General features: G+C 71.8%; 26 protein-coding genes. 13 read left to right on the plus strand and 13 right to left on the minus strand.

What is annotated here, in order from left to right; all coding sequences use genetic code 11:
- Positions 1-406: 406 nt before the first annotated feature.
- Genes DEJ30_RS16560 through DEJ30_RS16570 form a run of 3 tightly spaced genes read right to left on the minus strand, consistent with a single transcriptional unit; the run spans position 407 to position 2,099 of the window.
- Entirely contained in the window at positions 407-1,372 is a 966-nt protein-coding gene (locus tag DEJ30_RS16560) for an SURF1 family protein (RefSeq protein WP_110862765.1), read from the minus strand.
- Positions 1,369-1,677, minus strand: coding sequence for a hypothetical protein (locus DEJ30_RS16565; protein WP_371830589.1), 309 nt, complete (start codon positions 1,675-1,677; stop codon positions 1,369-1,371). Before DEJ30_RS16565 ends, DEJ30_RS16560 begins: the two co-directional genes overlap by 4 nt.
- Complete coding sequence (locus DEJ30_RS16570; protein WP_051596733.1) at positions 1,677-2,099, minus strand: DUF3099 domain-containing protein; 423 nt, start codon at positions 2,097-2,099, stop codon at positions 1,677-1,679. The genes DEJ30_RS16565 and DEJ30_RS16570 overlap by 1 nt, the downstream gene beginning before the upstream one ends.
- Before the next feature lie 165 nt (positions 2,100-2,264).
- On the opposite strand from DEJ30_RS16570, the gene fabG reads away from it, so the two are divergent.
- Positions 2,265-2,978: a 3-oxoacyl-ACP reductase FabG gene (gene fabG, locus DEJ30_RS16575; protein ID WP_027465673.1), complete on the plus strand. Its 714-nt coding sequence runs from the start codon at positions 2,265-2,267 to the stop codon at positions 2,976-2,978.
- Between the two features lie 105 nt (positions 2,979-3,083).
- Here fabG and serB read toward each other — a convergent pair whose 3' ends face one another.
- Together serB and DEJ30_RS16585 are read right to left on the minus strand one after the other, a co-directional pair.
- Complete coding sequence (gene serB, locus DEJ30_RS16580; RefSeq protein ID WP_110862766.1) at positions 3,084-3,722, minus strand: phosphoserine phosphatase SerB; 639 nt, start codon at positions 3,720-3,722, stop codon at positions 3,084-3,086.
- A 98-nt stretch (positions 3,723-3,820) separates the two neighbouring features.
- A complete protein-coding gene (locus DEJ30_RS16585; protein ID WP_027465671.1) occupies positions 3,821-5,062 on the minus strand; it encodes a glucose-1-phosphate adenylyltransferase in 1,242 nt (413 codons plus the stop codon).
- Positions 5,063-5,109: 47 nt separating this feature from the next.
- On the opposite strand from DEJ30_RS16585, the gene glgA reads away from it, so the two are divergent.
- The 3 genes from glgA to DEJ30_RS16600 all read left to right on the plus strand — a co-directional run bounded on the left by glgA (position 5,110) and on the right by DEJ30_RS16600 (position 7,452).
- Entirely contained in the window at positions 5,110-6,309 is a 1,200-nt protein-coding gene (glgA, locus tag DEJ30_RS16590) for a glycogen synthase (RefSeq protein ID WP_027465670.1), read from the plus strand.
- 9 nt (positions 6,310-6,318) lie between these two features.
- Complete coding sequence (locus DEJ30_RS16595; RefSeq protein WP_110862767.1) at positions 6,319-7,101, plus strand: ABC transporter ATP-binding protein; 783 nt, start codon at positions 6,319-6,321, stop codon at positions 7,099-7,101.
- Between the two features lie 102 nt (positions 7,102-7,203).
- Positions 7,204-7,452 carry a type B 50S ribosomal protein L31 gene (locus DEJ30_RS16600; RefSeq protein ID WP_017887280.1) on the plus strand — a complete coding sequence of 83 codons (249 nt, stop codon included), beginning with the start codon at positions 7,204-7,206 and terminating at the stop codon, positions 7,450-7,452.
- A gap of 179 nt (positions 7,453-7,631) precedes the next feature.
- Here the strand turns inward: DEJ30_RS16600 and DEJ30_RS16605 are convergent, their stop codons facing one another.
- Together DEJ30_RS16605 and treS are read right to left on the minus strand one after the other, a co-directional pair.
- Entirely contained in the window at positions 7,632-8,378 is a 747-nt protein-coding gene (locus DEJ30_RS16605) for a 3'-5' exonuclease (protein ID WP_111223637.1), read from the minus strand.
- A gap of 35 nt (positions 8,379-8,413) precedes the next feature.
- On the minus strand, positions 8,414-10,123 hold the full coding sequence (treS, locus tag DEJ30_RS16610; protein ID WP_110862788.1) for a maltose alpha-D-glucosyltransferase: 1,710 nt from the start codon (positions 10,121-10,123) through the stop codon (positions 8,414-8,416).
- Positions 10,124-10,237: 114 nt separating this feature from the next.
- On the opposite strand from treS, the gene DEJ30_RS16615 reads away from it, so the two are divergent.
- Both DEJ30_RS16615 and DEJ30_RS16620 read left to right on the plus strand, forming a co-directional pair.
- On the plus strand, positions 10,238-11,230 hold the full coding sequence (locus DEJ30_RS16615; protein ID WP_258370027.1) for an alpha/beta fold hydrolase: 993 nt from the start codon (positions 10,238-10,240) through the stop codon (positions 11,228-11,230).
- Between the two features lie 5 nt (positions 11,231-11,235).
- On the plus strand, positions 11,236-12,306 hold the full coding sequence (locus tag DEJ30_RS16620) for a glycosyltransferase family 1 protein (RefSeq protein ID WP_110862789.1): 1,071 nt from the start codon (positions 11,236-11,238) through the stop codon (positions 12,304-12,306).
- Positions 12,307-12,381: 75 nt separating this feature from the next.
- Here DEJ30_RS16620 and DEJ30_RS16625 read toward each other — a convergent pair whose 3' ends face one another.
- From DEJ30_RS16625 to DEJ30_RS16635, 3 genes are read right to left on the minus strand one after another with little or no spacing between them, the layout of a single operon-like run.
- Complete coding sequence (locus DEJ30_RS16625) at positions 12,382-13,113, minus strand: hypothetical protein (RefSeq protein WP_110862768.1); 732 nt, start codon at positions 13,111-13,113, stop codon at positions 12,382-12,384.
- 48 nt (positions 13,114-13,161) lie between these two features.
- A complete protein-coding gene (locus tag DEJ30_RS16630; protein ID WP_110862769.1) occupies positions 13,162-13,800 on the minus strand; it encodes a histidine phosphatase family protein in 639 nt (212 codons plus the stop codon).
- 52 nt (positions 13,801-13,852) lie between these two features.
- Positions 13,853-14,686: a Sir2 family NAD-dependent protein deacetylase gene (locus DEJ30_RS16635; protein ID WP_110862790.1), complete on the minus strand. Its 834-nt coding sequence runs from the start codon at positions 14,684-14,686 to the stop codon at positions 13,853-13,855.
- 196 nt (positions 14,687-14,882) lie between these two features.
- On the opposite strand from DEJ30_RS16635, the gene DEJ30_RS16640 reads away from it, so the two are divergent.
- Positions 14,883-15,701 (plus strand): RNA methyltransferase, encoded by an 819-nt coding sequence (locus DEJ30_RS16640; protein WP_110862770.1) that lies wholly within the window; start codon positions 14,883-14,885, stop codon positions 15,699-15,701.
- On the opposite strand, the gene DEJ30_RS16645 is transcribed toward DEJ30_RS16640, so the two are convergent.
- Both DEJ30_RS16645 and DEJ30_RS18570 read right to left on the minus strand, forming a co-directional pair.
- Positions 15,698-17,302: an AtzH-like domain-containing protein gene (locus DEJ30_RS16645; protein ID WP_110862771.1), complete on the minus strand. Its 1,605-nt coding sequence runs from the start codon at positions 17,300-17,302 to the stop codon at positions 15,698-15,700. The genes DEJ30_RS16640 and DEJ30_RS16645 overlap by 4 nt on opposite strands.
- Positions 17,299-17,427 carry a hypothetical protein gene (locus DEJ30_RS18570; protein ID WP_258370030.1) on the minus strand — a complete coding sequence of 43 codons (129 nt, stop codon included), beginning with the start codon at positions 17,425-17,427 and terminating at the stop codon, positions 17,299-17,301. Before DEJ30_RS18570 ends, DEJ30_RS16645 begins: the two co-directional genes overlap by 4 nt.
- Before the next feature lie 292 nt (positions 17,428-17,719).
- Between DEJ30_RS18570 and DEJ30_RS16650 the strand changes: the two genes are divergently transcribed.
- Complete coding sequence (locus tag DEJ30_RS16650) at positions 17,720-18,952, plus strand: D-alanyl-D-alanine carboxypeptidase family protein (RefSeq protein WP_181420191.1); 1,233 nt, start codon at positions 17,720-17,722, stop codon at positions 18,950-18,952.
- 42 nt (positions 18,953-18,994) lie between these two features.
- Positions 18,995-20,329, plus strand: coding sequence for a serine hydrolase (locus DEJ30_RS16655; RefSeq protein WP_181420192.1), 1,335 nt, complete (start codon positions 18,995-18,997; stop codon positions 20,327-20,329).
- An 18-nt stretch (positions 20,330-20,347) separates the two neighbouring features.
- Here the strand turns inward: DEJ30_RS16655 and DEJ30_RS16660 are convergent, their stop codons facing one another.
- The gene (locus tag DEJ30_RS16660; RefSeq protein ID WP_110862774.1) at positions 20,348-21,142 is read right to left on the minus strand and encodes an SGNH/GDSL hydrolase family protein; all 795 of its coding nucleotides are present in this window, start codon (positions 21,140-21,142) and stop codon (positions 20,348-20,350) included.
- A 23-nt stretch (positions 21,143-21,165) separates the two neighbouring features.
- Here DEJ30_RS16660 and DEJ30_RS16665 point away from each other — a divergent pair, with 23 nt between their 5' ends.
- From DEJ30_RS16665 to DEJ30_RS16680, 4 genes are all read left to right on the plus strand, one after another.
- Positions 21,166-22,329 carry an acyl-CoA dehydrogenase family protein gene (locus DEJ30_RS16665; RefSeq protein ID WP_110862775.1) on the plus strand — a complete coding sequence of 388 codons (1,164 nt, stop codon included), beginning with the start codon at positions 21,166-21,168 and terminating at the stop codon, positions 22,327-22,329.
- 167 nt (positions 22,330-22,496) lie between these two features.
- Positions 22,497-23,741: a DNA polymerase IV gene (gene dinB / locus DEJ30_RS16670; RefSeq protein WP_110862776.1), complete on the plus strand. Its 1,245-nt coding sequence runs from the start codon at positions 22,497-22,499 to the stop codon at positions 23,739-23,741.
- Positions 23,742-23,950: 209 nt separating this feature from the next.
- Entirely contained in the window at positions 23,951-25,741 is a 1,791-nt protein-coding gene (locus DEJ30_RS16675; RefSeq protein ID WP_110862791.1) for a DEAD/DEAH box helicase, read from the plus strand.
- A gap of 7 nt (positions 25,742-25,748) precedes the next feature.
- Positions 25,749-25,958, plus strand: coding sequence for a hypothetical protein (locus DEJ30_RS16680; RefSeq protein ID WP_017887301.1), 210 nt, complete (start codon positions 25,749-25,751; stop codon positions 25,956-25,958).
- Position 25,959: the final 1 nt, after the last annotated feature.

Below are 25,959 nucleotides of genomic sequence, written 5' to 3' on the forward strand. Positions count from 1 at the left end.
ACTGAGCGGGGTGTCCTGACCGGGCGGGGGGACCTTCGTCGCGTCCGCCCGGTCAGGACACCCCGCTCAGTTGCGCGCAGTGGTCACCAACCGTCGGCAGGCGACGTGGCGCTCGACGAGATGCGACCGCCCGCGGGCGCACCTGCGGCAGGTCGTGACCGGTCGTCGGGAGCGGCGAGCGGCCGTCGACGTGCGCTGCTGACGGACGGGAGGCCCGCGGCGGCGCTGCCCCGGGCCTCCCGTTCGCCGCGTGGCCCCGTGTCGGGCCGTGGAGACGCCGTCGCGCAGGCGGGACGCCTCGCTGTCGGCGAGACACCGCCGAATCCGGCGGCGTCCTGGGGAGACGACGGCGTCGTCCGTACCCGGTAGCGCTGCCGCAGCCGCAGCCGCAGCCGCAGCCGCCGCGTCAGCGACGTGATGCGATGAGCTCGTCCTCGATCTCGGCGTCGGTCTTCGGCTTCGCGTTCTTGCGGCGTTCGCGCTCGAGGGCGCGCTCGCGCTCCTCCGGGTCGTCCTGGTTGAGGTTCCGGTACTCCTGCACCATCACGTACGCCAGGAACCCGAAGCCCCCGGCGGCGAACATGAACCACTGGATGAAGTAGCTCAGGTGCAGCCCGGTGTCGGCGTTCGGACGCTCCCAGCCGAGCGGGCGGGCCTCGGCCGGAGCGGGGGATTCGGAGGCGAGCTGCCCGTACGCACCGGTCCAGATCGGGTCGTCGACCTTGTCCGCCACGTCGGCCAGGGTGACCGACTGCACCTGGTCGGTGTCCTTCGGGTCGGACCGGCCGGGAATGCGCGGTTCGCTCTGCTGCAGGCGGACGATCGCGGTGACCTCGCCGGACGGGGGAGCGGGCACGTGGTCGGGGGCGTCCTGGGCGTTGCCGGTCGGCACCCACCCACGGTCGACGATGAAGGCGCGACCCTCGGCCGTGACCAGGGGCGTCAGGACCTCGAACCCGGGCTGCCCGTTGTGCACGCGGTTGCGCACGAGCAGCTGCGAGTCGACGTCGTAGCGGCCGGTCACGGCGACCCGGAGCCACTCCTGCTCGTCCTGCCAGCTCGAGGCCTCCGGCAGCGCCCGGTCGAGGGGGACGGGGGTGTGGTCGTAGTTCTGCGCGACCTGCTCGTTCTGCCGGACGGCCTCGTTGCGGCGGTCCCACTGCCACATGCCGAACAGTGCGCACACGACGGCGAAGGCGACGGCGATCGCGAAGTAGCCGAGCCAGCGGCGGCTCCGGACGAAGCGCCAGCCGACGAACGGTTCGCGGGGGTCGTGCTGCTGCGCCGGGGCACCCGACTGGGCGGACGCGCGCTGCAGCTTGGCGGCGTGCTTACGGCCGTACCGGGACTGCGGGTCGAAGCCGTCGGTCATCGCGAGGTGCCGGTGGAGCGCACCCCGACGTCGTTCTTCGGCGCCGCGGTCGACTCGCGCTCGTCGTCGAGGTGGTCGACGTCCTCGTGCATGCCGGTGACCCGCACCGGGAACGAGCGGGACCGCAGGTAGTCGGCGAGGAAGTCGCGGTGTTCTTCACACGCGGCCCAGATCTTCACGCGGTCGATCGCGTGGATCCGGGGGTTGCGCCAGTTCACACGCCACCCGGCCGTCGACACGCAACCGGCGCGTGAGCAGACCGGGGTGGATCCGGGTTCCGTCTGCAGGTCGAACGTCGCACCCATCAGCGGGGTCCCCACATCTTCGATCGGTCGCCGTTGCGCTGCCACTCGTCCTGCGCGTGCTGCGCCTGCTGGCGGAGGCGGTCCTGCTCGTCACGGTAGGCCTGCGCCCGGGCGTCCTCCTGCTGTTCGCGGAGACGCGGGTCGACGGCGTCGTAGAGCTCGATGGACCCGGCGGGGGAGATCATGTCGCTCTCGGTCCGGCTGCCGGCGTTCGCGATGACGACGGCGACCCAGGGGATCACCGCGGCCAGGACGATCGGGATGACCGCCAACCACGAGTGCCAGATCGAGTACACGAGCACTGCGGAGATGAAGAGGACCACTCGGATGGCCATCTGCCAGACGTAGCGGGACAGGCGGTGCGCCCGGTCCTGCTCCGGTGTGTCCGGCAGCGACGTGATGCTCGTGTGCGTGCTCTTCATACAGATGGTCTCCGTCTACCCGGGGTCAAGCCTAATCCCGCCGGACCGATCGTGGGTGCGCCGCGCGCGAACCGGCGGGGTCGTCCGCTCCGGTACGCTCGTCCGGGCGTGTCCGCCGGGTCCCCGGCACCGCGTGCCGAGCAGATCCCACCGAACGGAGCGACCATGAGCACCCCCCGTACCGTCCTCATCACCGGCGGCAACCGCGGTATCGGACACGCGCTGGCCGAGCGGTTCGTCGCAGCCGGCCACCGGGTCGCCGTGACGTCACGCAGCGGTCAGGGTGGTCCCGAGGGCGCGCTGACGGTGCAGGCCGACATCACCGACACGGCCTCCGTCGACGCCGCGTTCACGCAGGTCGAGGCCGAGCTCGGTCCGATCGAGGTCCTCGTCGCGAACGCCGGCATCACGAACGACCAGCTGCTCCTCCGCATGTCCGAGGACGACTTCACCAGCGTGGTCGACACGAACCTCACGGGCACCTTCCGCGTCGTCAAGCGCGCCACGAAGGGCATGATGAAGGCCAAGTTCGGCCGCATCGTGCTGATGTCGAGCGTCGTGGGCGCCTACGGCCAGATCGGCCAGGTCAACTACGCGTCCTCGAAGGCCGCTCTGGTCGGCATGGCCCGGTCCATCACGCGTGAGCTCGGCTCGCGCGGCATCACCGCCAACGTCGTCGCGCCCGGCTTCATCCAGACGGACATGACCGCCGCGCTCTCCGACGAGCTGCAGGCCGAGTTCAAGAAGGCGATCCCGGCCGCCCGCTACGGCACGGTCGACGACGTCGCGGACGCCACGCTGTTCCTGGCGAGCGACGGCGCCGGGTACGTCTCCGGAGCGATCATCCCCGTCGACGGCGGCCTCGGGATGGGGCACTAGCCCGACGCGGGACGTCGTTTCGCGCGCAGCGACAGCTCACGGGCCGTCGTGAGCGTGAACTGTCGCTGAGCGCGAAGAACCGGACGCGTCGAGCCCCCGGACGGCTCAGCCGCGCAGGCCGAGCGTCGCGAGCACGGCGGACAGGTCACGGTCGACGACCGCGACGTCCGCCTGCTCCCGCACGCGCGGCTTCGCGTCGAACGCCACCGACAGCGCCGCGACGCGCATCATCTCGAGGTCGTTCGCGCCGTCGCCGATCGCGATCGTCCGTGCCGGGTCCACCCCGTCCGCATCCGCCCACTCGCGGAGCGCGACGGCCTTGGCGTGCGCGTCGACCACGTCACCGAGCACGCGGCCGGTGAGCACGCCGTCGGTGACCTCGAGGCGGTTCGCCCGGCAGTGATCGAGGCCCAGCTGCTCGGCGAACGGGTCGAGCACCTCGTGGAACCCGCCGGACACCACGCCGACGGTGCCGCCGGCGGCGTGCACCCCACGGACGAGCTGGTAAGCGCCCCGCGTCACACGGACCGCCTGCTGTGCCCGGGCGAAGACGTCTGCCTGGAGGCCCGCCAGGGTCGCGACACGCTCCCGGAGGCTCTCGGCGAAGTCGAGTTCCCCGCGCATGGCGCGCTCCGTGATCGCCGCCACCTGTGGCCGGGTCCCGGCGCTGTCGGCGAGCAGTTCGATCACCTCGTCCTCGAGGAGGGTGGAATCGGCATCGAGGACGACGAGGAAGCGGGGCACGCACCAACGGTACCGACAGACCAAAGGCACGGCCGCGTCCGTGACGCGAGCCGTGCCTCCAGGCCGTCCGTCCGGGGCTGCGCCCCGGATGCTTTGCCCTACGCGTCGACGCGGACGCCCTTGCCGACCACGGTGATGCCGGACTCGGTGACGGTGAAGCCGCGCGCCTCGTCGGCCTCCCGGTCGACGCCGACCTGCGCACCCGGTGCGAGGACGACGTCCTTGTCGAGGATGGCGCGGTTGACGACCGCCCCGGCGCCGATGGTGGCGCGCTCGAACACGATCGAGTCGAGGACCTTCGCGCCGGAGTCGATCGAGCACCAGGGCCCGATCATGCTGCGCTCGACCTGCGCACCCGACACCAGGCAGCCGAGCGACACGAGCGAGTCCACCGTGGACCCGGTGTTGCCGTTCGCGTCGCGGACGAACTTCGCCGGCGGCAGGTTCGTCTGCTGGTTGAAGATCGGCCAGTCCTGGTTGTACAGGTTGAAGACCGGGACCGGGGCGATGAGGTCCATGTGGGCATCGAAGAACGAGTCGATGGTGCCCACGTCACGCCAGTAGTACTTGTCGCGGTCGGTGGAACCGGGGACCTCGTTGCGCTGCAGGTCGTACACGCCGGCGTCGCCGCGGTCCACGAAGTCGGGGACGATGTCGCCGCCCATGTCGTGGGCCGAGGTCTCGAGCTGGCCGTCCCGCAGGACCGCGTCGACGAGGGCGTCCGCGTTGAACACGTAGTTGCCCATCGAGGCCAGGATCTCGCCGGGGGAGTCGGCCAGACCGACGGCGTCCTTCGGCTTCTCGAGGAACGCCTCGATCTTCGTGGGGTCGTCGTCGGCCACCTGGATCACGCCGAACTGGTCGGCGAGCCCGATCGGCTGACGGATCGCCGCCACCGTGGCACTGCGGCCGGAGGCGATGTGCGCCTCGACCATCTGGTGGAAGTCCATCCGGTACACGTGGTCCGCACCGACGACGACGACGATGTCGGGGCGTTCGTCGCGCAGCAGGTTGAGCGACTGCAGGATCGCGTCGGCCGAGCCGGCGAACCAGCGCTTGCCGAGCCGCTGCTGCGCGGGGACGGACGCGACGTAGGAGCCGAGAAGCCCCTCCATGCGCCAGGTCTCCGCGACGTGCCGGTCGAGACTGTGCGACTTGTACTGGGTCAGGACGACGATCTTCTGCAGACCGGAGTTGACCAGGTTCGACAGTGCGAAGTCGATGAGACGGAAGTTGCCGCCGAACGGGACGGCGGGCTTCGCGCGATCGGCCGTGAGCGGCATGAGTCGTTTGCCCTCGCCGCCGGCGAGCACGATGCCGAAGACCTTCTTTGGTGCCATGCCGCTCACAGTAGGCGTCAGCACTGGGAACCGGTTACGTTGAACCAGTGCGAGTCGATCTGCTGACCAGGGAGTATCCGCCGGAGGTCTACGGCGGAGCGGGTGTCCACGTGTCCGAACTCACCGCCGCGTTGCGGTCGGGGACGGACACGGAAGTCCGTGTCCGGGCCTTCGGGGCCTTCCGTGACGAACCCGACGTGTGGGGCTACCGGACCCCGGACGGCCTCGGCCAGGCGAACGGCGCGCTGCAGGCCCTCGGCACCGACGTGGCCATCGCGGCCGACGTCGAGGGCGCCGACCTCGTGCACTCGCACACCTGGTACGCGAACTCCGCGGGCCGGATCGCGCAGCTGACCTACGGCATCCCCCACATCGTCACCGCCCACAGCCTCGAGCCGCTCCGCCCGTGGAAGGCCGAGCAGCTCGGCGGCGGCTACCGCCTGTCCAGCTGGATGGAGCGCGAGGCGTTCGAGCACGCCGACGGCGTCATCGCGGTCTCGAAGGCCATGCGCGCGGACATCCTGCGCTCGTACCCGTCGATCGACCCGGCGAAGGTCCACGTCGTCTACAACGGCATCGACATCGACGCGTGGAAGCCGACCGTCGACGAGGACGCCGTGCGCGCCCTCGGCATCGACCCGACGCGCCCGAGCGTCGTGTTCGTCGGACGCATCACCCGGCAGAAGGGCCTGCCGTACCTGCTCCGCGCCGTGGCGTCGCTGCCGTCGGACGTGCAGATCGTGCTGTGCGCCGGCGCGCCGGACACCCCCGAGATCCTGGCCGAGGTCACCGAGCTCGTCGACGGGCTCCGGGCCGACCGTGAGGGCGTCGTCTGGATCGACCGGATGCTCGCGCACCAGGAGATCGTGAACGTGCTGTCCTCGGGCACCGTGTTCGTGTGCCCGTCGGTCTACGAGCCGCTCGGCATCGTGAACCTCGAGGCGATGGCGTGCGGCATCCCGGTCGTCGGCACGGGCACCGGGGGCATCCCCGAGGTCGTCGCCGACGGGCTCACCGGCCGCATCGTCCCGATCGACCAGGTGCAGGACGGCACCGGCACCCCGACCGATCCCGACCGCTTCGTGGCCGACCTCGCCGCGACCCTCACCGAGGTGCTCGCCGACGAGGGGCTGGCGAAGCTCATGGGGCGCGCCGGACGGCTCCGTGTCGAGACGGAGTTCACCTGGGACGCGATCGCCACCAGGACACGGCAGGTCTACGACCAGGTGCTCGGCCAGAACCCGTAGGCTGGTCGCATGCCCTCGGTCGTGCGCTTGTCAGACGTCTCCGTGGTCCGCAACGGGGCCACCATCCTCGACGCGATCTCGTGGGAGGTGCAGGACGACGAACGCTGGGTCGTGCTCGGCGCGAACGGTGCCGGCAAGACCACGCTGCTGCAGATTGCCGGCGCCCAGACGTTCCCGACCTCGGGCGACGTCGAGGTGCTCGGTACCGAACTCGGCGGCGCCGACCTGTTCGAGCTCCGCCCGCGCATCGGTTTCGCGTCGACCGCGCTGGCACGCCGCATCCCGGTGACCGAGAAGGTCATCGACGTCGTGCTCACCGCGGCGTACTCGGTGACGGGTCGCTGGAACGAGGAGTACGAGGAGCTCGACGTCCGCCGTGCGCAGCGCGTGCTCGAGGAGTGGGGCCTGGGGTCCTTCTCCGACCGCACGTTCGGCGACCTCAGCGACGGCGAGCAGAAGCGCGTGCAGATCGCCCGTGCCGTGATGACCGACCCGGAGATCCTGTTCCTCGACGAACCGGCCGCGTCGCTCGACCTCGGCGCCCGCGAGAGCCTCGTCCGCACCCTCGGCGGCTACGCCCAGAGCACGGACTCGCCGGCCATCGTCATCGTGACCCACCACGTCGAGGAGATCCCGGCCGGGTTCACCCACGCGCTCGTCCTCGCCGACGGCCACGTGCAGGCCGCAGGCCCGATCGACGAGGTCCTGACGGACCAGACCCTGACCGAGGCGTTCGGCATCGACCTCTCGGTCACCAAGGACGCCGGTCGCTACACGGCACGCGCCGCGTAGCGCTGCGATCCCGCCGTCTCTCTGGTATCGTGGACGGCTGGCGCAAGCCGACGACTTCCCGCGCAGTTCGCGCAATCCCATCACCGCTATCGAGGAATCTCCATGAAGACCGACACCCACCCCGAGTACCGCGCCATCGTCTTCCGTGACCTGGCCTCCGGTGAGACGTTCCTGACGCGTTCGACCGCGAACAGCGACAAGACCATCGAGCTCGACGGTGCGACCTACCCGGTCATCGACGTCGAGATCTCGTCCGCTTCGCACCCGTTCTACACGGGCAAGCAGCGCATCCTCGACTCGGCCGGTCGCGTCGAGAAGTTCAACCAGCGCTTCAAGGGCTTCAGCAAGTAAGAAGCCCCCACGCAGCGCCCACGGGCGGTCCTCCTCCGGGAGGGCCGCCCGTTCGCGTTGTGCGGCCGCGGGCGGGTGCGGTGTGCCCCGGAATGCGGAACACCGGTGTTGGCGCGTCACGCCGCGTTCTGCGGGTGTTCGGCGCGCGAACACCGGTGTCTTGCGGGGGCCGTGCGGGGTCAGGCGCCGTTGCGGTGGGGCCAGCGGCCGTCGGCGGTGAACGTCGGGTCGCGCTTCTTGCGCATGTAGTCCTGGAACGAGGTGGCCTGCTCGGCACACCAGCCGACCTGCTTGCGGTGGAGTTCTTCGGCGGAGATGCCGAGCTCGTCCGGGTACTTGCCCGCGATGGCCTGGGCGACACGCCCGGCAGCGATCGCGTCGGCTCCGGCGTCGTGCGCGTCGTCGAGCGTGACGCCGTAGAGCTCGGACGCGGCTTCGAGCGTGCGCTTGCCCTTGCGGAAGGTGTCGAGTGCCTTGTCGATCACCAGCGGGTCGACGACGTTGCCGATGACGGGGGAGGCGAACCCGTGCCGCTTCGCTTCGCGGTCGAGGACGGTGAGGTCGTACGGGGCGTTGTAGATCACCAGCGGGATGCCCCGTGCGAACACGGCCTCGATCGCGGCGATGATCTCGGCCACGACCTCGGCCGCGGGACGCCCCTCGGCCTGGGCGCGCTCGGTCGTGTAGCCGTGCACGGCGGCGGCGCCCTCGGGGATCGGCACGCCGGGGTCGGCTATCCAGGCACCCTCGACGATGGAGGCCCCGGTCATGTCGATGAGGCCGACGTGGGCTGTGACGATGCGGGCCGTCTCGACGTCGACCCCGGTGGTCTCGAGGTCGAAGACGCCCAGCGCGTGCCACCAGGGGCGACCCGTGAGGTCCTGGGACGGAGCGGGCGCGTCGAGCTGTGCTGTGGGGAACGTCACGCGGTCAGGCTAACGGGACGCACCGACACCCCCGACTACCGGGTCGGCGCGCCGACGTGCAGCCAGTAGAACGACTGCGTGCCCATGGTCAGCGTCACGTTGCCGTCCTCGTCGAAGGACGGGAACGAGCCGCCGCCGAACAGGTCGTAGAGCGGACGCCCCGCGAACTGCGGAGCGGACACCGTGACCGAGGTCGGGTTCGTCGCGAACGAGAACACGCACAGGACGTCCTCGGCGGACGGGCCGAACTGCTGGCCGGAGCCCTCCCACGAGCGGACGAAGGCGAGCACCGAGTCGTTCGAGGTCTCCTGCACGTGCAGGGACCCGAGGCCGAACACCGGGTGGGCCTTCCGCGTGTGGATGACGTTCCGGACCCAGTGCAGCAGTGAGCGGGACTGGGCGAGCTGCGCCTCGACGTTGACCTGCGCGTAGTTGTACACGAGCGACTGGACGACGGGCAGGTAGAGCTTGCCCGGGTCGGCGGTCGAGAAGCCGGCGTTGCGGTCCGGCGTCCACTGCATCGGCGTGCGCGACGAGTCGCGGTCCGGCAGCCAGATGTTGTCGCCCATCCCGATCTCGTCGCCGTAGTACAGGAACGGTGATCCGGGCAGCGAGAACAGCAGCGCGTGGATGAGCTCGAGCTCGGCGCGGGAGTTGTCGAGCAGGGGCGCGAGACGACGGCGGATACCGATGTTCGAGCGCATCCGCGGGTCGTAGCCGTACCAGCCGTACATCGCCTGCCGGTACTCCTCGCTCACCATCTCGAGCGTGAGCTCGTCGTGGTTGCGGAGGAAGACGCCCCACGCCGCGCTGGCCGGCACGTCGAGGGTCTCGGACAGGATCGCCTTGAGCTCGGCGGCGTGCTGGGCACGGAGCGAGTAGAAGATGCGCGGCATCACCGGGAAGTCGAACGCCATGTGGCACTCGGGCTCCTCGTCGGTGCCGAAGAACGCCGCCGTCTCGCGCGGCCACTGGTTCGCCTCGGCCAGGAGCACACGACCGGGGTACTCGTCGTCGACCATCGCGCGGAGCTTCTTGATGAACTCGTGGGTCTCCGGCTCGCCCTCGCCGTTGCCCTCTTCCGACTCGAACAGGTACGGGATCGCGTCGAGCCGGAGCCCGTCGACGCCCATGTCGAGCCAGTGCCGGACGACGTCGTAGATCGCCTCGATGACCGCCGGGTTCTCGAAGTTCAGGTCGGGCTGGTGCGAGAAGAAGCGGTGGAAGAAGAACTGTCGTCGGACCGGGTCGAAGGTCCAGTTGGACTCCTCGGTGTCGACGAAGATGATGCGGATGTTCGAGTAGTCCTCGTCGGTGTCCCGCCAGACGTAGAAGTCGCCGTAGGGGCCGTCCGGGTCCTCGCGGGACTGCTGGAACCACTCGTGCTGGTCGCTGGTGTGGTTGATCACCATGTCGATCACGATGCGCATGTTCCGCTCGTGCGACTTCGTGACGAGCTCGCGGAAGTCGTCGAGCGTGCCGAACTCCGGCAGGATCGCCTTGTAGTCGGCGATGTCGTAGCCGCCGTCGCGCATCGGCGACTGGAAGAACGGCGGCAGCCACAGGGCGTCCACGCCGAGCCACTGCAGGTAGTCGAGCTTGCCGATCACGCCCTGGATGTCGCCGATACCGTCCCCGTTGGAGTCGACGAACGACCGGATCATGCACTCGTAGAAGACCGAGCGCTTGTACCACTGCGGGTCGAGCGTCAGGCCGGGCAGCTGGATCGGGGCTGTGAAGGTCACCGTGCTCCTCGTCGTCGTCGACGGACCGGTCTTGCGGCCCGCCCCGGACACGATAGGCGCGAGATGCTGCGGGTGTCCGGGGTTTCGTGCGGTTCGCTCCCTAGACTGGCGCGGATGCAACCGCCCGTGCTCTCCCCGTACCAGTCGTTGATGGCCGCCACCCCGGTCGTGCACCGGGCCGTCCAGGTCGACGGCCGGACCACGCACTACTGGGTCTACGGGCCCGAGGACTCGGATCGCACCGTGCTCGCCGTGCACGGGTTCCGCGGGGACCACCACGGTCTCGAGACCATCGCCGCGCACCTGCAGGGTGCGCGCGTGATCGTGCCGGACCTGCCCGGCTTCGGCGTGTCCGATCCGCTGCCGGTGTCGGACATCGACGCGTACGTGGTCTGGCTGAACGGGTTCCACGCCGCGCTCGGGCTCGGCCGCGACACCGTGGTGCTCGGGCACTCGTTCGGGTCGATCGTGGTGTCGGCCACCGTCGCCGCCGGGCTCGACACCCGACTGCTCGTCCTCGTCAACCCCATCGCGGCCCCGGCCCTGCAGGGACCGCGTGCCGTCGGGACCGCGATCGCGATCGGGTACTACCGCGCCGGCGCGGTGCTGCCGAAGCCGATCGGGCTCGGGATCCTGCGGAACGGCGCGATCGTCCGGGCGATGAGCATCGCGATGCTGAAGTCCCACGACCCCGCCGTCCGCCGATGGGTGCACGACCAGCACGACCGCTACTTCTCGGCCTTCGCGAACCGCACGAGCGTGCTCGAGGCGTTCCGCACCTCGGTCACCCACGACGTGTCCGAGTACGCCGACCGGATCCACGTGCCCGTGCTGCTCGTCGCGGCCGAGCACGACGACATCACCGCCGTCCCCGAACAGCGCGCACTCGCCGAGCGTCTCCGTGACGCCGAGCTCGTCGTGATCCCGGGTGTCGGCCACCTGGTGCACTACGAGACGCCGGCTCCGGCCGCGGCGGCGGTGCTCCGCCGGATGGCGGACACGACCGGACGTGCCGGACGGCAGGGACGAACTGGACGCGGCGCGGCCGCCACGGACCGCCGACCGTCGGGGGCGGGGCGGGCCTCCCGGACGGCGGACGCGTCGTGACGCGCCTGCGCATCGGCATCGACTGCCGGTACGTGCGGATCGGCCGGCACGACGGCATCAGCCGGTTCACCGCCGGGGTCGTCGCGCACCTGCCGGAGCGGCACGAGTACGTGCTGCTCGTCAGCGACGAGCGCCAGCTCGAGTCGCTGCCGAGCGACCTGCCGTGGGAGCTGCTGCCCGCACCGACGGACGCGGGGGAGCCGCTGGTCGCCCGGCGCGTCAACCGGCTCGGGCTCGACGCGGTGTTCTCGCCGATGCAGACGATGGGTTCGCGGGGTCGTCGGTACGCGCTCGTCCTGACGCTGCACGACCTGATCTACTACCGCAACCGCACACCCCCGCGGGAGTTCTCGTGGCCGCTGCGGCTCGGCTGGCGGGCGTTCCACCTGTCCTGGGCGCCGCAGCGGTTCCTGCTGAACGGCGCCGACGGGGTGGTGACGGTGTCGGAGACGACCGCCGGGCTGATCGCCGAGCACCGGCTGACGAAGCGGCCCGTGACGGTCGCCTACAACGCGGCCGACCCGGCGACACCGCGGGCGACCGGAGCGCCACGCGAACGCTCGCTCGTCTACATGGGCTCGTTCATGCCCTACAAGAACGTCGAGACGCTCGCGGCGGCGCTCCCGCTCCTCGGGGCGGACTGGACGCTGCACTGCATGTCGCGGGTGTCCGACGCCGACCGGACACGGCTGGAGGGGCTCGCTCCCGCGGGGGCGATCGTGTTCCACGACGGTGCCACCGACGAGGAGTACCTGTCCGTGCTCCGTTCGGCCACGGCGCTGGCGACCGCGTCGTACGACGAGGGGTTCGGCATCCCGCTCGTCGAGGCGATGGGCGTCGGGACCCCCGTCGTCGTCAGCGACATCCCGATCTTCCGGGAGATCGGCGGCTCCGCTGCGGAGTACTTCGACCCGGCGTCGCCGTCCGCGGTCGCCGCTGCCGTCCGGCGGGTCGAGGAACGGTGGGACGAGGCCTCGCGGCAGTCGATCGAGCGTGCCGGCCGGTTCCGGTGGCGGGACTCGGCGGAGCAGGTCGTCCGGGCCGTCGAGCGGGCCGTGGGGGACCGGCGGGGCTGAGGGCTGGCGCTGGTTCCACGTCGCCCGCGGAACCACGGGCGACCACCCCGGGGCCACCGCAGGACCACCGTACGATCACTCCGGCGCGATGACCTGCACGTCCGCCCCGGGGAACACCCTGTGCGTCTCCTGGGTCACCCGCGACACGATCGGCGGCACCGCGGCACCCCGTCCCGGGGTCCGCACGACGATGGACTGGTCGCCCTCGGCGTCGGAGGCGTCCCCGCCGCGCTCCCACGAGCAGCGGACCTCGGTGACACCGCCGATGTGGTCGAGCGTGTCCGCCAGTGCCAGGCGCTTCGCCGCGACCTCGCCGGCACCGGTGACGCCGATCTCGAGGTTGCCGAGGTCGGCGATCACGACGACCCGGACCCCGTTGCCGCCCGACTCGTCGGCAGCCCGACTGATGGCTGCGACCAGCTCGCCCCGCGCAGCGGTGTCGAGCGTGGGGTCGGCGCGGACGGTGGCGACGGCGTCGTAGCTCGCGAACGCGGTCTTCGACGGTGTGTGGTGCCGCACGTCGGTGACGCCGGGCAGGGCACTCACCCGCGTGTCGAACCGGTCGAGCGCGACGTCCGGCCGCGGGAAGACCCCGCCGATGCCGTTCTGGACGCTCCCGATGATCGAGCCGAGCACCACCGCGATGACCGCGGCGACCGCCAGGACACTCCCGCCGATGATGAACCAGGTGCGCGCCCGGGTGCGGTTCGGGACGCTCGCCGTCTCGGGACCGAACACCCGGTCGAGGTCGTCGTCCTGCTGGTCGAGGGCATGCTGGCCGTGTCGGCTGGTTCCGTCGTCGGACATGTGGCTCCCCTCACCCGGTGTGCGGGTGCGTCGGAGCCTAGCCCCCGGTCAGCCCCGGCGTTCCAAGGGGTTCTGGTACTCGAACGCCGACCCACCGGTGGCGTCGGACACGTCGTCGATCGGGTCGTCGAACCGGACGAGTTCCGCGTGGAAGCGTTCGGGGTCCCACCGGAACGAGTGGATGGACCCGTTCCGGATCGGGGTGTGGCGGCGGTCGGCGGTGCCGGGGGCAGCGGCGTTCACGACGGTGCGGATCACCGCCCCGTGGGTCGCGACCACGACGACGCCGGCATCGAACCGGACCGCGATCTCGCCGAGGGTCTCGGTGACGCGGGCGAGCAGCGCGGAGCGGGACTCCCGACCGGGGATGTCGTCGTGCGGGTACCGTGCCGACACCTCGTCGTCGGTCAGCCCCTCGGCCTCGCCGTAGGAGCGCTCCGCCAGGCCCGGGTACGTCGTCGGCGCGTCGAGGCCCAGGCGGTCGGCGATGATCGCGCCCGTCTCGGCCGCACGCGAGAGCGGGGACGCGACCACGGCGTCGAACGGCCGGCGGGTCAGGAGCTCGGCGGCCTCGGCGGCCTGCCGTCGACCGGTGTCGTTGAGCGGGATGTCCGTCGAGCCCTGGATGCGGCGCTGCGCGTTCCAGTCGGTCTCGCCGTGCCGGACGAGGTACAGGAGGGTCGTCACCCGACGATCTTCGCAGACGCGCCCGGCAGGCGCGTCCGTCGACCGCGACCGGCTAGTCGGTCGATGCCGCCGCGCTGAGCCGCTCCGCCAGGTGCACGAGCGTCTCGGTGGTGCCGGCGTCGAGCTTCACGGCGGCCCGGCGGTCACTGCGGGTCTCGCCGCGGTTCACGATGACCACCGGGTTCTTGCGACGCGCGGCGTGGTCGACCAGCCGCACGCCCGAGTTCACGGTGAGGGACGAACCGACGACGAGCAGCGCGTCGGCGTCGGCGACGATCGACACGGCCTCGCGGAACTTCTCGGCCGGCACGAACTCGCCGAAGAACACGACGTCGGGCTTCAGGTCGCCGCCGCACACGGAGCACGCGGGAACGACGAACCGCTTGACGTCGGTGATCTCGACGTCGCCGTCCGGCTGCAGCTGCACGGACCCGGGCTCGTCGATCCAGGGGTTCGCCCGGTCGATGGTGGTGGCGAGGTCGGAGCGGGAGAACACCTGGCCGCACCACAGGCACACGGCGCGGTCCATCGAGCCGTGGATCTCGACGACGCGGCGGGACCCGGCGCGCAGGTGCAGGCCGTCGACGTTCTGCGTGATGACCCCGGCGACGATCCCGGCGTCCTCGAGTGCGGCGAGCGCCCGGTGCCCGTCGTTCGGCACGGCGGACGCGAAGCTCCGCCAGCCCAGGTGCGATCCGGCCCAGTAGCGCTGGCGTTTCGCGGGGTCGGCCAGGAACTCCTGGAACGTCATCGGCTTGCGCACCACCCGCCCGGCGCCGCGGTAGTCGGGGATGCCGGAGTCGGTGCTCAGACCGGCACCGGAGAGCACGGCGATGCGCTTGCCCGCGAGCACCTCGACGACGCGGTCCAGGTCGTCGGCGGTCACCGACCCGGCGGCCGCCCCGGTGGTCGGTCCGGTCGTCGACGCAGCATCATCCAGCACCCTGTTCACGGTACCCTCAACACCCGACCGTCCCGGTCGCTTCCCAGGCGGAGCGGAACATCGGCGGACCCGCGCCAGCGCCGGCCCGCCGGCCCGCCGGCCCCACCCCACACCCCCGCACCACACCGAAACGAGCCCAGTGCACCCCGTCCGCATCGACTCCCTCGACGATCCCCGTCTCGACGACTTCGCCCGGCTCACCGACGTGGCGCTCCGCCGGGTCTCGGAGCCCGAGGGCGGCCTGTACATCGCCGAGTCGAACACGGTCATCGAGCGCGCGGTCCGCGCCGGGCAGGTGCCGCGGAGCATCCTGGTGCAGGAGAAGTGGCTCGACAGCGTCCTGCCCCTGGTCGCGGAGCACGACGGTCCCGTGTTCGTCGGTGCCGACGCCCTGCTCGAGGAGCTCACCGGCTTCCGCATGCACCGCGGTGCGATCGCCGCGATGCAGCGCCCCGACCTGCCGAGCGTCGCCGACGTGGTGCGGGACGCGAAGGTCGTCGTCGTGCTCGAGGACATCGTCGACCACACGAACGTCGGCGCGGTGTTCCGCAGCGTCGCCGGCCTCGGCGCCGACGCGGTGCTCGTCAGTCCGCGGTGCGCCGACCCGCTGTACCGCCGGAGCGTCCGCGTGAGCATGGGCACGGTCCTGCAGGTGCCGTGGACCCGCATCGGCGACTGGCCCGCCGCGGGCGAGGAACTCCGCGCGCAGGGCTTCCACCTGGCCGCGATGGCGCTGACCGACGAGTCGGTCGACCTCGACGCCTTCGTGGCGGACCTGCCCGACAAGGTCGCGCTCGTGATGGGCACCGAGGGTCAGGGGCTGACGCCGGCCGCGATCGCGTCGGCCGACACGACCGTCCGGATCCCGATGGCCCACGGCGTCGACTCGCTCAACGTCGCCGCGGCGAGCGCCGTGGGTCTGTGGGCGGTCACCCACGCCCGGCGGCTCGCCTCCTAGCACACCACCGAGACGGTCGGGAGGCCCGGGGCGGCCTGGTCGGGCAGCATGCGCCCGGCGCGGATCACCAGGGCACGGTCGGTGGCCGGCCCACCGACCAGGCAGACGCCGACCGGCGCGCCGTCCACGGTCAGCGCCGGCGCGCTCACCGCGGGCAGCCCGCCGACGCTCGCGAGCGCGGTCATCGCCGTCGTGGCGGTCCGGGTTCGCTCGAGCGTCGCGGTGTCCGCGTGGAGCAGTGGTGCGGGTCCGGGCACGGTCGGGAACAGCAGGGTCCGACCGTCCAGGGCACGGCGGATCGTCGCACGGACCTCGTCGAGGCGTGCCACGGCGTCCGCGGTCGCGTCGGGGTCGTTCGCCCGTGCCGCCCGGAACCGGTCACCGACGACGGTGCTCAGGGCGCCGGGGTGCGCGTCGATCCAGGGGCCGTGGGCGGCGAGCGCCTCGGCGGCCTGGACGAGCCGCATCTGCTCCTGCAGCGCTGCTGGGTCCGGGATGCCGAGGTCGCGCAGCCGACCGGTCGCGACGGGTTCGTCGAGCGCCTCGAGGAAGGCGGCGAAGGCCCGGGCGACGGCCGGTTCGACGAGTGTGAGCAGTTCCTCGGGGACGACGAGCACGGTCGGGTCGGGCGCCCCGCCCGGCGCGGACCGTGGCGGGACGGTGGCGTCGAGGGCGGCGAGCAGCACCCCGGGGCTCCGCGTGAGCCACCCGACGGTGTCGAACGACGGCGCGAGCGGGAGCAGCCCGTCGCGGGACACCGTGCCGTGCGTCGTCCGGAGGCCCCAGAGTCCCTGGTACGAGGCGGGGACCCGAAGCGATCCCGCGGTGTCCGTGCCGATCCCGATGTCGGCCGTGCCGAGGCCGACGGCCGATGCGGATCCGCTGGACGAGCCTCCGGGCAGTCGGGTGGGAGCCGCGCTGTTCGACGGCGTGCCGTGGTGCGCGTTCCGCCCCGTCAGGTTGTACGCGAACTCGTCGGTGCGCGCGATCCCGCGGATCGAGGCGCCGGCGGCGAGGAACGCGGCGACCGCTGCGGCGGGTGCCGTCCCGACCGGTGCCTCGCGCAGGTACGTCGGGTTGCCCGCGCCGACCGGCTGGCCGGGGACGGCGTAGAGGTCCTTGACGGCGACGGTCAGGCCGTCGAGCGATCCGGAGGCGGTGGGGGCGACGAGCGGGTCGCCGACGGCCCGCCAGACGGAGGTGTCGACGGCCTTGGGTCGGCCGGTGACGTGGGCCGCCTCGATGCGCCAGCGCGGGCCGGCGTCGCCGGCGCCGCCGTCGCGGCGCCAGAGCTGGGTCTGGAGGCCATGCCCACCCGCGGCGAACCGGGACACCGACACGACGAGGGCGCGGTCCTCGGTCAGGGGGCGGACCTCGACGTGCGTCAGCGACCGGGTCGCGACCCCACCCCGCGCCCCGCGGAACGCGCTGATCGCGTCGTGCCCGACGAGCAGGCCACGGTCGTCGCCGCGCATCGTGTCGGGGGAGTCGACGAAGGCGGTGTCGAGCGCGTCGAGGTCGTTCGCCAGCAGGGCGGTCTCGTAGGCGTCGAGCGCCTCGAGCAGTCCGTCGGGTGCCGTCGACGTGTGCCGCGTGGTCATCGGGCGGGCTCCTCGAAGTCGGCCTTGCGGATGCGGGCGTGGACACCGGTGACCAGGTCCACCACCTGCGAGATGTCGAAGTCGGTCGCTGCGGACAGGTGCACGGACGCCGGGTGGCGTTCCATGCCCACTCGAACGACGACCGGCGCCCCTCGCTGGTGCTGTGCGAGCGGGCTCAGTGTCCGTCCACGGTGCATGCCCTCGACCGTAGGGCCGGTTGGTCTGCTCGGTCCATCGGTAGGACCATCGTTTACACGGCCGTCACACGCATCGTCGGGACCCGGAACACGGCGGGCGAACGATGGAGCGCTGTCGTCGCGGCCGACTCCGACGGCGCAGCGACCCCGGCTCCGGAACGGCAGCCCGACCAGCCCGTCGCAGCCTCGGCCTCGGAGCGGACCGGTACGCTCGGGTCCCGTGTCACCAGTCGTCCGTCGCCCCCGCTCCGCCGTCCGGAGGCCGGTCACGATCTCGGTGGTCGCCGTCCTGCTCCTCGTGGCCGGCTACCTCGTCGCTGCGGCGGTCGTGCCGTTCGCCCCGGCGAGCGCGCGCACGACCACCTACTCGGCACCCACGACGAGCGTGCCGGACCTGCGGTTCCCCGGCTACGGTGCCACGGCGGTCGAGGCGACCGACTTCCCGGAGAGCCTGCGGACCAGCGGCGACACGAAGCCCCGGCCGATCGCGAGCATCTCGAAGATCGTCACCGCTCTCGTGGTCCTCGACGCGAAGCCCCTCGAGCGGGGCGAGCCGGGGCCCTCGATCGCCTTCAACCCGGAGATGCAGGGGCTGTACGCCAAGTACGCGGCGGTGAACGGCGAGGTCGCGCCGATGCCACCCGGACTGAAGCTGTCCGAGTACCAGACCCTGCAGGTCATGCTGATGAAGTCGGCGAACAACTACGCCGGGGCCCTCGCCATCTGGGCGTTCGGGTCGCTGGAGGCGTACGACCGTGCCGCGGACGCGTGGCTCGACCGGCAGGGCCTCGACGACACCACGATCGAGGAGCCGACCGGGCTCGACGCGGACAACCGGTCCACCGCGACCGACCTGGTGGCGCTCGGTCAGCTCGCGCTCGCGAATCCGGTCGTGCAGCAGGTCGTCGGGACGAAGCAGGTGACCGTGCCCGGTGCGGGGCAGATCGAGAACTCGAACAAGCTCCTCGGCCTCGACGGCATCGAGGGGATCAAGACCGGCACCCTCGACGAAGCCGGCGCCTGTCTGCTGTTCGCGGCGACGTACGAGCGCGGCGGCAAGGACGTCACCGTCGTCGGCGTGATGCTCGGCGGTGTCGACCACGACTCGCTCGACGTCGACGTTCAGCGGTTGCTGCGGTCCGTGGCGGACAACTTCCAGGTGGTGACGCTCACCCACCAGGGGCAGACGTTCGGCACCTTCTCGACCCCGTGGCACGACGAGGCCGACGCGGTCACGACGAAGGCGGCCGAGGTGCTCGTGTGGGGCAAGACGACCGTCACCGCGAAGGCGAAGCTGCAGCAGGTGACCTTCGGCACGAAGGGCGAGCGGGTCGGGCAGGTCCGGTTCCGGATCTCCGACCACGACCCGGTCACGGTGCCGCTCGTGCTCGAGCGCACGATCGACGACCCCGGCGTCTGGTGGCGCTGGACGAACCCGTTCCAGGGGGCGTGACGCCCGTCGGCCACCGACCGTAGAGTCGGTCGGGTGACGACGATGACGACGTTCCCCCGGACCACCCCCGCCGCCCTCGGCATCGATCCCGGCGGCGTGACCGCCCTGCTCGACGCCCTCGAGTCCACGCCCGACGTCGAGCCGCACAGCATCATGTTGCTCCGGCACGGCCAGGTGGCGGCCGAGGGCTGGTGGCAGCCCTACGCCGCCGATCGCGTGCACCTGCTCTACTCGTTGAGCAAGAGCTTCACCGCGGCCGGGGTCGGCATCGCCGTCAGGGCGGGCCTGATCGACCTCGACGCCACGGTGCTGTCGTACTTCCCGGAGCTCGACGCCGACGTCACCGACGAACGCAGCCGCCGCATCCGCGTCCGGCACCTGCTCGCGATGGCGAGCGGTCACCGCGAGGAGACGATCGACCGTGCCGAGGCCCTCGACCCGACGAACACGGTGCGCGGGTTCCTGCTGCTCCCGCCGGACGAGGAGCCCGGCACGGTCTTCGCCTACAACCAGCCGTGCACGTACACCCTCGCCGAGATCGTCCGGCGGGTGACCGGTGGTTCCCTCGTCGCCTGGCTCCGCCCGCACCTGCTCGACCCGCTCGGCATCGGCGACCTCGCCTGGCGCCGCGACGACACCGGGGCGGAGCTCGGGTACAGCGGGTGCTACGCCCCGACGGACGCGGTCGCCAAGCTCGGCCAGCTGTACCTGCAGGGCGGCGTCTGGGACGGCGAGCGGATCCTCGACGCCGACTGGGTCGAGCAGGCGACCAGCACGCAGGTCGCCAACCCGGACGAAGCCAACCCCGACTGGTCGCAGGGCTACGGCTTCCAGTTCTGGATGGCCCGCCACGGATTCCGCGGCGACGGCGCCTACGGTCAGTTCTGCGTCGTCCTGCCGGAGCAGGACGTCGTGCTCGCGATGACCGGCCAGAGCCTCGACATGCAGGCCGTCCTCGACGCGGTCTGGCAGCACCTGCTGCCCGCCGTCGACCGCGCGTCCGACGCGGCATCGGCATCCGCCCTGGAGGCCCGGCTCGCCGCCCTGGGACTGCCCGCCGTGGACGGTGGTGCGCTGCAGGGCCTCGCCGACGTCGGTCCGCTGGCCCGCGACGGCGACGGGTGGCGACTCACGCTCGACGTCGACGGCGGTTCGCTGTCGGTGCCGGTCGGGCAGGGGGAGTGGGCCGTCGAGGGCCCACTCGCCGCGAGCGGTGCCGTCGCGGACGACGGGACGGTCCGTGTCGACGTGCGGTTCGTCGAGACCCCGCACCTCGCGCACGTCCGGGTCGACCCCACCACGGGATCGACGACGACGAGCTGGCAGACCGAGCCGCTGCACGACGGACCGCTCACGCTGCGGCGCCCCGCCGGCTGAGGGCCCGCGGCTCCGCGCCTACGGGGTGTCGGAGGGGTGCTCGGTGACGATCCGCAGTTCGGGTCGCTTCGCCGACACCCCGTCGCCGGACGAGGTGTGCTTGATGCGCCGGACCACCCACGGCACCAGGTACTCCCTGGCCCAGCCGAGGTCCTCGGCGCGGGCCTCACGCCACGGCCGAGCTTCGAGGGGGTCCGGGTTGAACGGTTCGAGCCCGTGCGGCACGCCGAGGGTGTCGAGCACCGCCGCGGCGATCGTCGAGTGGCCCATCGGGGAGTGGTGCAGGCGGTCCGGAGCCCACATCCGCGGGTCCCGGAGCACCCGGAGTGCCCACGTGTTCGCCACCAGGGCGCCGTGCTTCAGGGCGATGGCGTGCAGGTTCTCGTTGTAGATCGCCGTCTTGCCGCGGACCATGCCGAGCACCGGGGTCATCCCGACGTCCGGGCCGGTGAACAGCACGACGGTGGCTCCGTCGCGGCGCAGGTCGGCGACGAGCCGGTCCACGCGCTCGGCGAGCTCGTCCGGGTCCGAGCCGGGGCGGATGATGTCGTTGCCGCCGGCGGACACCGTGATGAGGTCCGGGTGCAGGGCGAGGGCGGCCTCGGCCTGCTCGTCGATGATCTGCTGCAGCAGCCGCCCGCGGATCGCGAGGTTCGCGTAGGCGAAGTCGTCGGTCTGGTGTGCGAGCACCTCGGCGACGCGGTCCGCCCAGCCACGGTTGCCGCCCGGGACGGTGGGGTCGGGGTCCCCGATCCCCTCGGTGAACGAGTCACCGATTGCGACGTACCTGGTCCAAGGATGACGATCTGACACGTTCCGGACCCTAGTCTCGTGGCATGACGAAGGCCAACACGGACGCCGTCGGCTGGCCGGTGCCGGACGAGCTGCTCGACCGCATCGCCGAGCGCGCCCCCGGCTACGACGCCGCGAACGCGTTCTGCACCGAGGACCTCGACGAGCTCCGCGCCGCCGGTTACCTGCGGATCGGCGTCCCCGTCGAGCAGGGCGGGGCGGGCCTCGGCCTCCGTGGCACCGCGCGGGTGCAGCGCGCCCTCGCCCAGGCCGCGCCGGCGACGGCACTCGGCCTCGGCATGCACCAGGTGTGGGTGCAGGCGGCCCGCGCCGTGCGTGCGCGAGGCGAGTCGTTCCTCCAGGCCGTCACCGACCACGCTGCGGACGACCACCTGCTCGCCTTCGGGGTGAGCGAACCCGGCAACGACGCCGTGCTGTTCGACTCGTCGACGGCGGCCGAGCCGGACGGCGACGGCGGGTACCGGTTCACCGGCACGAAGGTGTTCACGTCCCTCGCACCGGCGTGGGACGTCATGAGCGTCTTCGGCAAGGACACTTCGGGGCCGGAGCCACGGCTCGTGCACGGGTTCGTCCTGCGGTCGGACGGCGACGTCGAGCACCTGGACGACTGGGACACGCTCGGGATGCGTGCGACGCAGAGCCGCACCACGAAGCTGCACGGCGTGCACGTCCCCGCCGACCGCATGGTCCGGTCGCTGCCGGTCGGGCCGAACCAGGACCCGCTCGTGTTCGGGATCTTCGCGTCGTTCGAGCTCCTCATCGCCTCGGTGTACGCCGGGGTCGCGGAGCGGGCGATCGCGCTCGCGACGGCCGCCGTGGCGGGTCGCACCGCGGCCGACGGCACCCCGCGGTCGCAGGACCCCGACGTGCGCCGGGCGATCGCCGACCTGCGCGGTGCGGTCGACGCGATCACGCTGCAGGTCGACTCGCTGGCGCGGTCGGTCGACGAGCTCGACGACCTCGGAGCCCGCTGGTTCCCGCTGCTCGTCGGCACGAAGGCGCGCGCGGTGGACACCGCGCAGCACGTTGTGGACGAGGCCATGCGCGTGGTCGGCGGCTCGGCGTTCCGGTCGTCGAGCGAGCTGGCGCGGCTGGCGCGTGACGTCCGGGCGGGGCAGTACCACCCGTCGTCGCGGGACTCCGCGGCGCGGACGATCGCCGCGTCGGTGCTCGGCCCGCTCAGCTGAGCGCGGCGCTCGCACGGTGCGAGGCACTGCGCTCCGGGGCACTCCGGTGCGAGGTTCCGCACGTGGTGGCACCCGCGCCCCCTCGCACCACGTCCGGACCCTCGCACCGTCCGATCGCGACCGGCCACGGGCGCGGCGATGTCGGCGGCGCCTGGCATCATCTCGGTGTGAGCAAGCAGGACGGACGGAACCGCCTCGTCTCCGACGCACCGCTGGACGACGTCTCGGCGACCGTGCTGCACGTCGACATGGACGCCTTCTTCGCCTCCGTCGAACTGCTCGACCGCCCCGACCTCGTGGGCCTGCCGGTCATCGTCGGGCACGACTCCGACCGCTCCGTCGTCACCGCCGCCACCTACGAAGCCCGTCGCTACGGCGTGAACTCGGCGATGCCGATGGCCGTCGCCAAGAGCCGCTGCCCGAACGCCGTCATCGTCGAACCGCACTTCGAGAAGTACCGGGCGCAGTCCGCCGCGGTGATGGCGATCTTCGACCGGTTCACCCCGAGGGTCGAGCGCCTCGGCATCGACGAAGCGTTCCTCGACGTCGCCGGCGCCCTCCGGCTGTACGGCACGCCGTGGCAGATCGGCCAGGCGATCCGCCGCACGGTCTTCGCCGAGACCGGCCTGCACTGCTCTGTGGGTGCAGCGTCGACCAAGTTCGTCGCGAAGCTCGCCTCCAGCCGGTCGAAGCCCGACGGTCTGCTCGTGGTGCCCGCCGCCGACACCGTCGCGTTCCTGCACCCGCAGCCGGTGTCCGCGCTCTGGGGCGTCGGCGGCAAGACGCAGGAGACGCTCGAACGCCGGGGAATCCGCACGGTCGGCGACCTGGCGAACACCCCGCTCGGGTCGCTGGTGTCGGCACTCGGCCCGGCCGGTGGGCAGCGGCTGCACGACCTGTCGTGGGGTCGCGACCCCCGCGTGGTCGACACCGGCGTCGGCGAGAAGTCGATCGGGCACGAGGTCACGTTCGGCCGCGACCTGACCGAGCGCGACGACGTCGCACGAGAGCTCCTGCGCCTGGCCGACAAGGTCGCCGTCCGCCTGCGCCAGGCCGACGTGCAGGCCCGGACCGTGGCTCTCAAGGTCCGCTACACCGACTTCAGCACCCTGACCCGGTCGCGCACCCTGGCGGAGCCCACCGACGTCGCGAAGCGCCTGCACCGCGAAGCCGTCGAGCTGTACGACGTCCTGCACCGACCGGGCAACCAGATCCGGTTGATCGGGGTCCGTGGCGAGAACCTCGTGCCCGCGGCCGCGAGCAACGCCCTGTGGGACGACGACGCGCCGTGGCGTGACACCGAGACCACGGTCGACGCGGTCGCCGCACGCTTCGGCGCCGGCGTGCTGCGACCGGCATCCCTGGTCCGCCGGACCCCTGACGGCGGCGTCCCGCACGCTCGGCAGGACTGACGGTGGCGGTAGAATCGGGTTCAGTGAGCGCAGCGGAGTACGAAGACCAGCAGCCCGCCACGCTGTGGGCGGAGTCGGGTGACGACCAGTCCGGCGCAGGCGGATCGTCGTCGACGCACGACGGCACCCAGGCGCACGAAACGGCGCAGGCGCACCAGACGGCGCAGGCGCACGGTGACGCCGCCCGTGACGAAGCCGACGCCGCGGCCCTGGCCGAAGCGGCCGGCAACTCGGCCGTCCAGCACCTGTCGCCGGCGTTCCCGGACCGGGCCGCCTGGGGCACGGCATCGAAGCTCCGCGCCTGGCAGATCGAAGCGCTCACGAAGTACTTCGAGAAGGAACCTCGCGACTTCCTCACGGCGGCGACCCCCGGCGCCGGCAAGACCACCTTCGCGCTGCGGCTGGCGACCGAGCTCCTCGCCCGCGGCACCGTCGACCGCATCGTCGTCGTGGCCCCGACCGAGCACCTGAAGCGCCAGTGGGCCGACTCCGCCGACCGTGTGGGCATCCGGATCGACCCGATGTTCAAGAACGGCGACGGCATGTTCGGCCGGCACTACCAGGGCGTCGCGATCACGTACGCCCAGGTCGGCATGAACCCCGAGGTGCACAAGCGCATCACCGAGGGCGGCCGCACCCTGGTCGTCCTCGACGAGGTCCACCACGGTGGCGACGCCCTGACGTGGGGCGACGGCATCAGGGAGGCGTTCTCCGGCGCCACGCGTCGGCTCTCGCTGTCGGGGACCCCCTTCCGGTCCGACACCGCACCGATCCCGTTCGTGCAGTACGCCCCCGACGAGCAGGGCATCCGTACCTCGATCTCCGACTACAACTACGGCTACGGCCGGGCGCTGAAGGACGGCGTCGTCCGCCCGGTGCTGTTCATGGCCTACGCCGGACAGATGCGCTGGAAGACCCGGATGGGCGACGAGATGTCGGCCTCCCTGGGTGAACAGGTCACGAAGGACATCACGGCCCAGGCCTGGCGCACCGCGCTGTCACCCGAGGGCGAGTGGATGCCGGCCGTGCTCTCGGCTGCCGACAAGCGCCTGACCGAGGTCCGTCGTGGTGTGCCCGACGCCGGCGGTCTGGTCATCGCCACGGACACCACCACGGCGCGCGCCTACGCCCGGATCCTGCAGCAGATCACGGGGGAGCGTCCCACCGTGGTGCTGTCCGACGAAGCCGCCGGGTCAAGCCGCATCAGCGCGTTCGCCGACGACACCTCCCGCTGGATGGTGGCCGTCCGCATGGTCTCCGAGGGCGTCGACGTCCCACGGCTCTGCGTCGGCGTGTACGCCACGAGTGCGAGCACGCCGCTGTTCTTCGCCCAGGTGATCGGCCGCTTCGTGCGTGCCCGTCGCCGTGGTGAGACCGCGAGCGTCTTCCTGCCGAGCGTTCCCGGGCTGATGGCCCTCGCCGCCACCCTCGAGCTCGAGCGCGACCACGCCCTCGACCGCCCGAAGGACGCCGACGACGGCATGTACAACCCCGAAGACGCGATGGTCGCCGAGGCCAACAAGGAAGACCGCGCGTCCGAGAGCCTGCTCGAGGTCCAGCCGTTCGAGGCGCTCGACTCGCAGGCGTCCTTCGACCGCGTCCTCTACGACGGCGGTGAGTTCGGCACCGGCGGCGAGGTCGGTTCCCTCGAGGAGCTCGACTTCATCGGCATCCCCGGGCTGCTCGAACCCGACCAGGTGCGCGACCTCCTCCGCGCCCGGCAGGCGACCCAGGCCAAGCGCTCCAAGGGCCGCACGGCCAAGGACGGCCTGCCGAAGGCGCCCGAGCCCGATCGCCCGATGTACATGACGATCAAGGAGCAGCGCACCGAGCTCGCCCGGCTCGTGTCGATCTGGTCCCGGCACTCGAACGAGCCGCACGGTGCGATCCACGCCGAACTCCGGCGGATCAGCGGTGGCCCGGCCGTGGCGCAGGCGAGCATCGAGCAGATCCAGAAGCGCATCGACGTCCTGCGCTCCCGCATCGGCGGACGACGGTGACCGCGGCGTGATCGAGCCGGTCGACGACCGCACCTGGTACGTCAAGCGCGACCCCGAGGCGTCACCCGAGGCGATCATCGACCGCTTCGGCGGCGGCTACCGACTCCGCCGCTTCTCGCTCACCGAGTCCCGCCGCACCCCGCACGGGGTGTTCACGGGGCCCGAACTGGCCGAGACCGCGTGGTGGCGGCTCCGCGACAGGCCGCGGAACTCATGAC

This window comes from Curtobacterium sp. MCPF17_003 (assembly GCF_003224385.1).
Lineage (GTDB): Bacteria > Actinomycetota > Actinomycetes > Actinomycetales > Microbacteriaceae > Curtobacterium > Curtobacterium flaccumfaciens.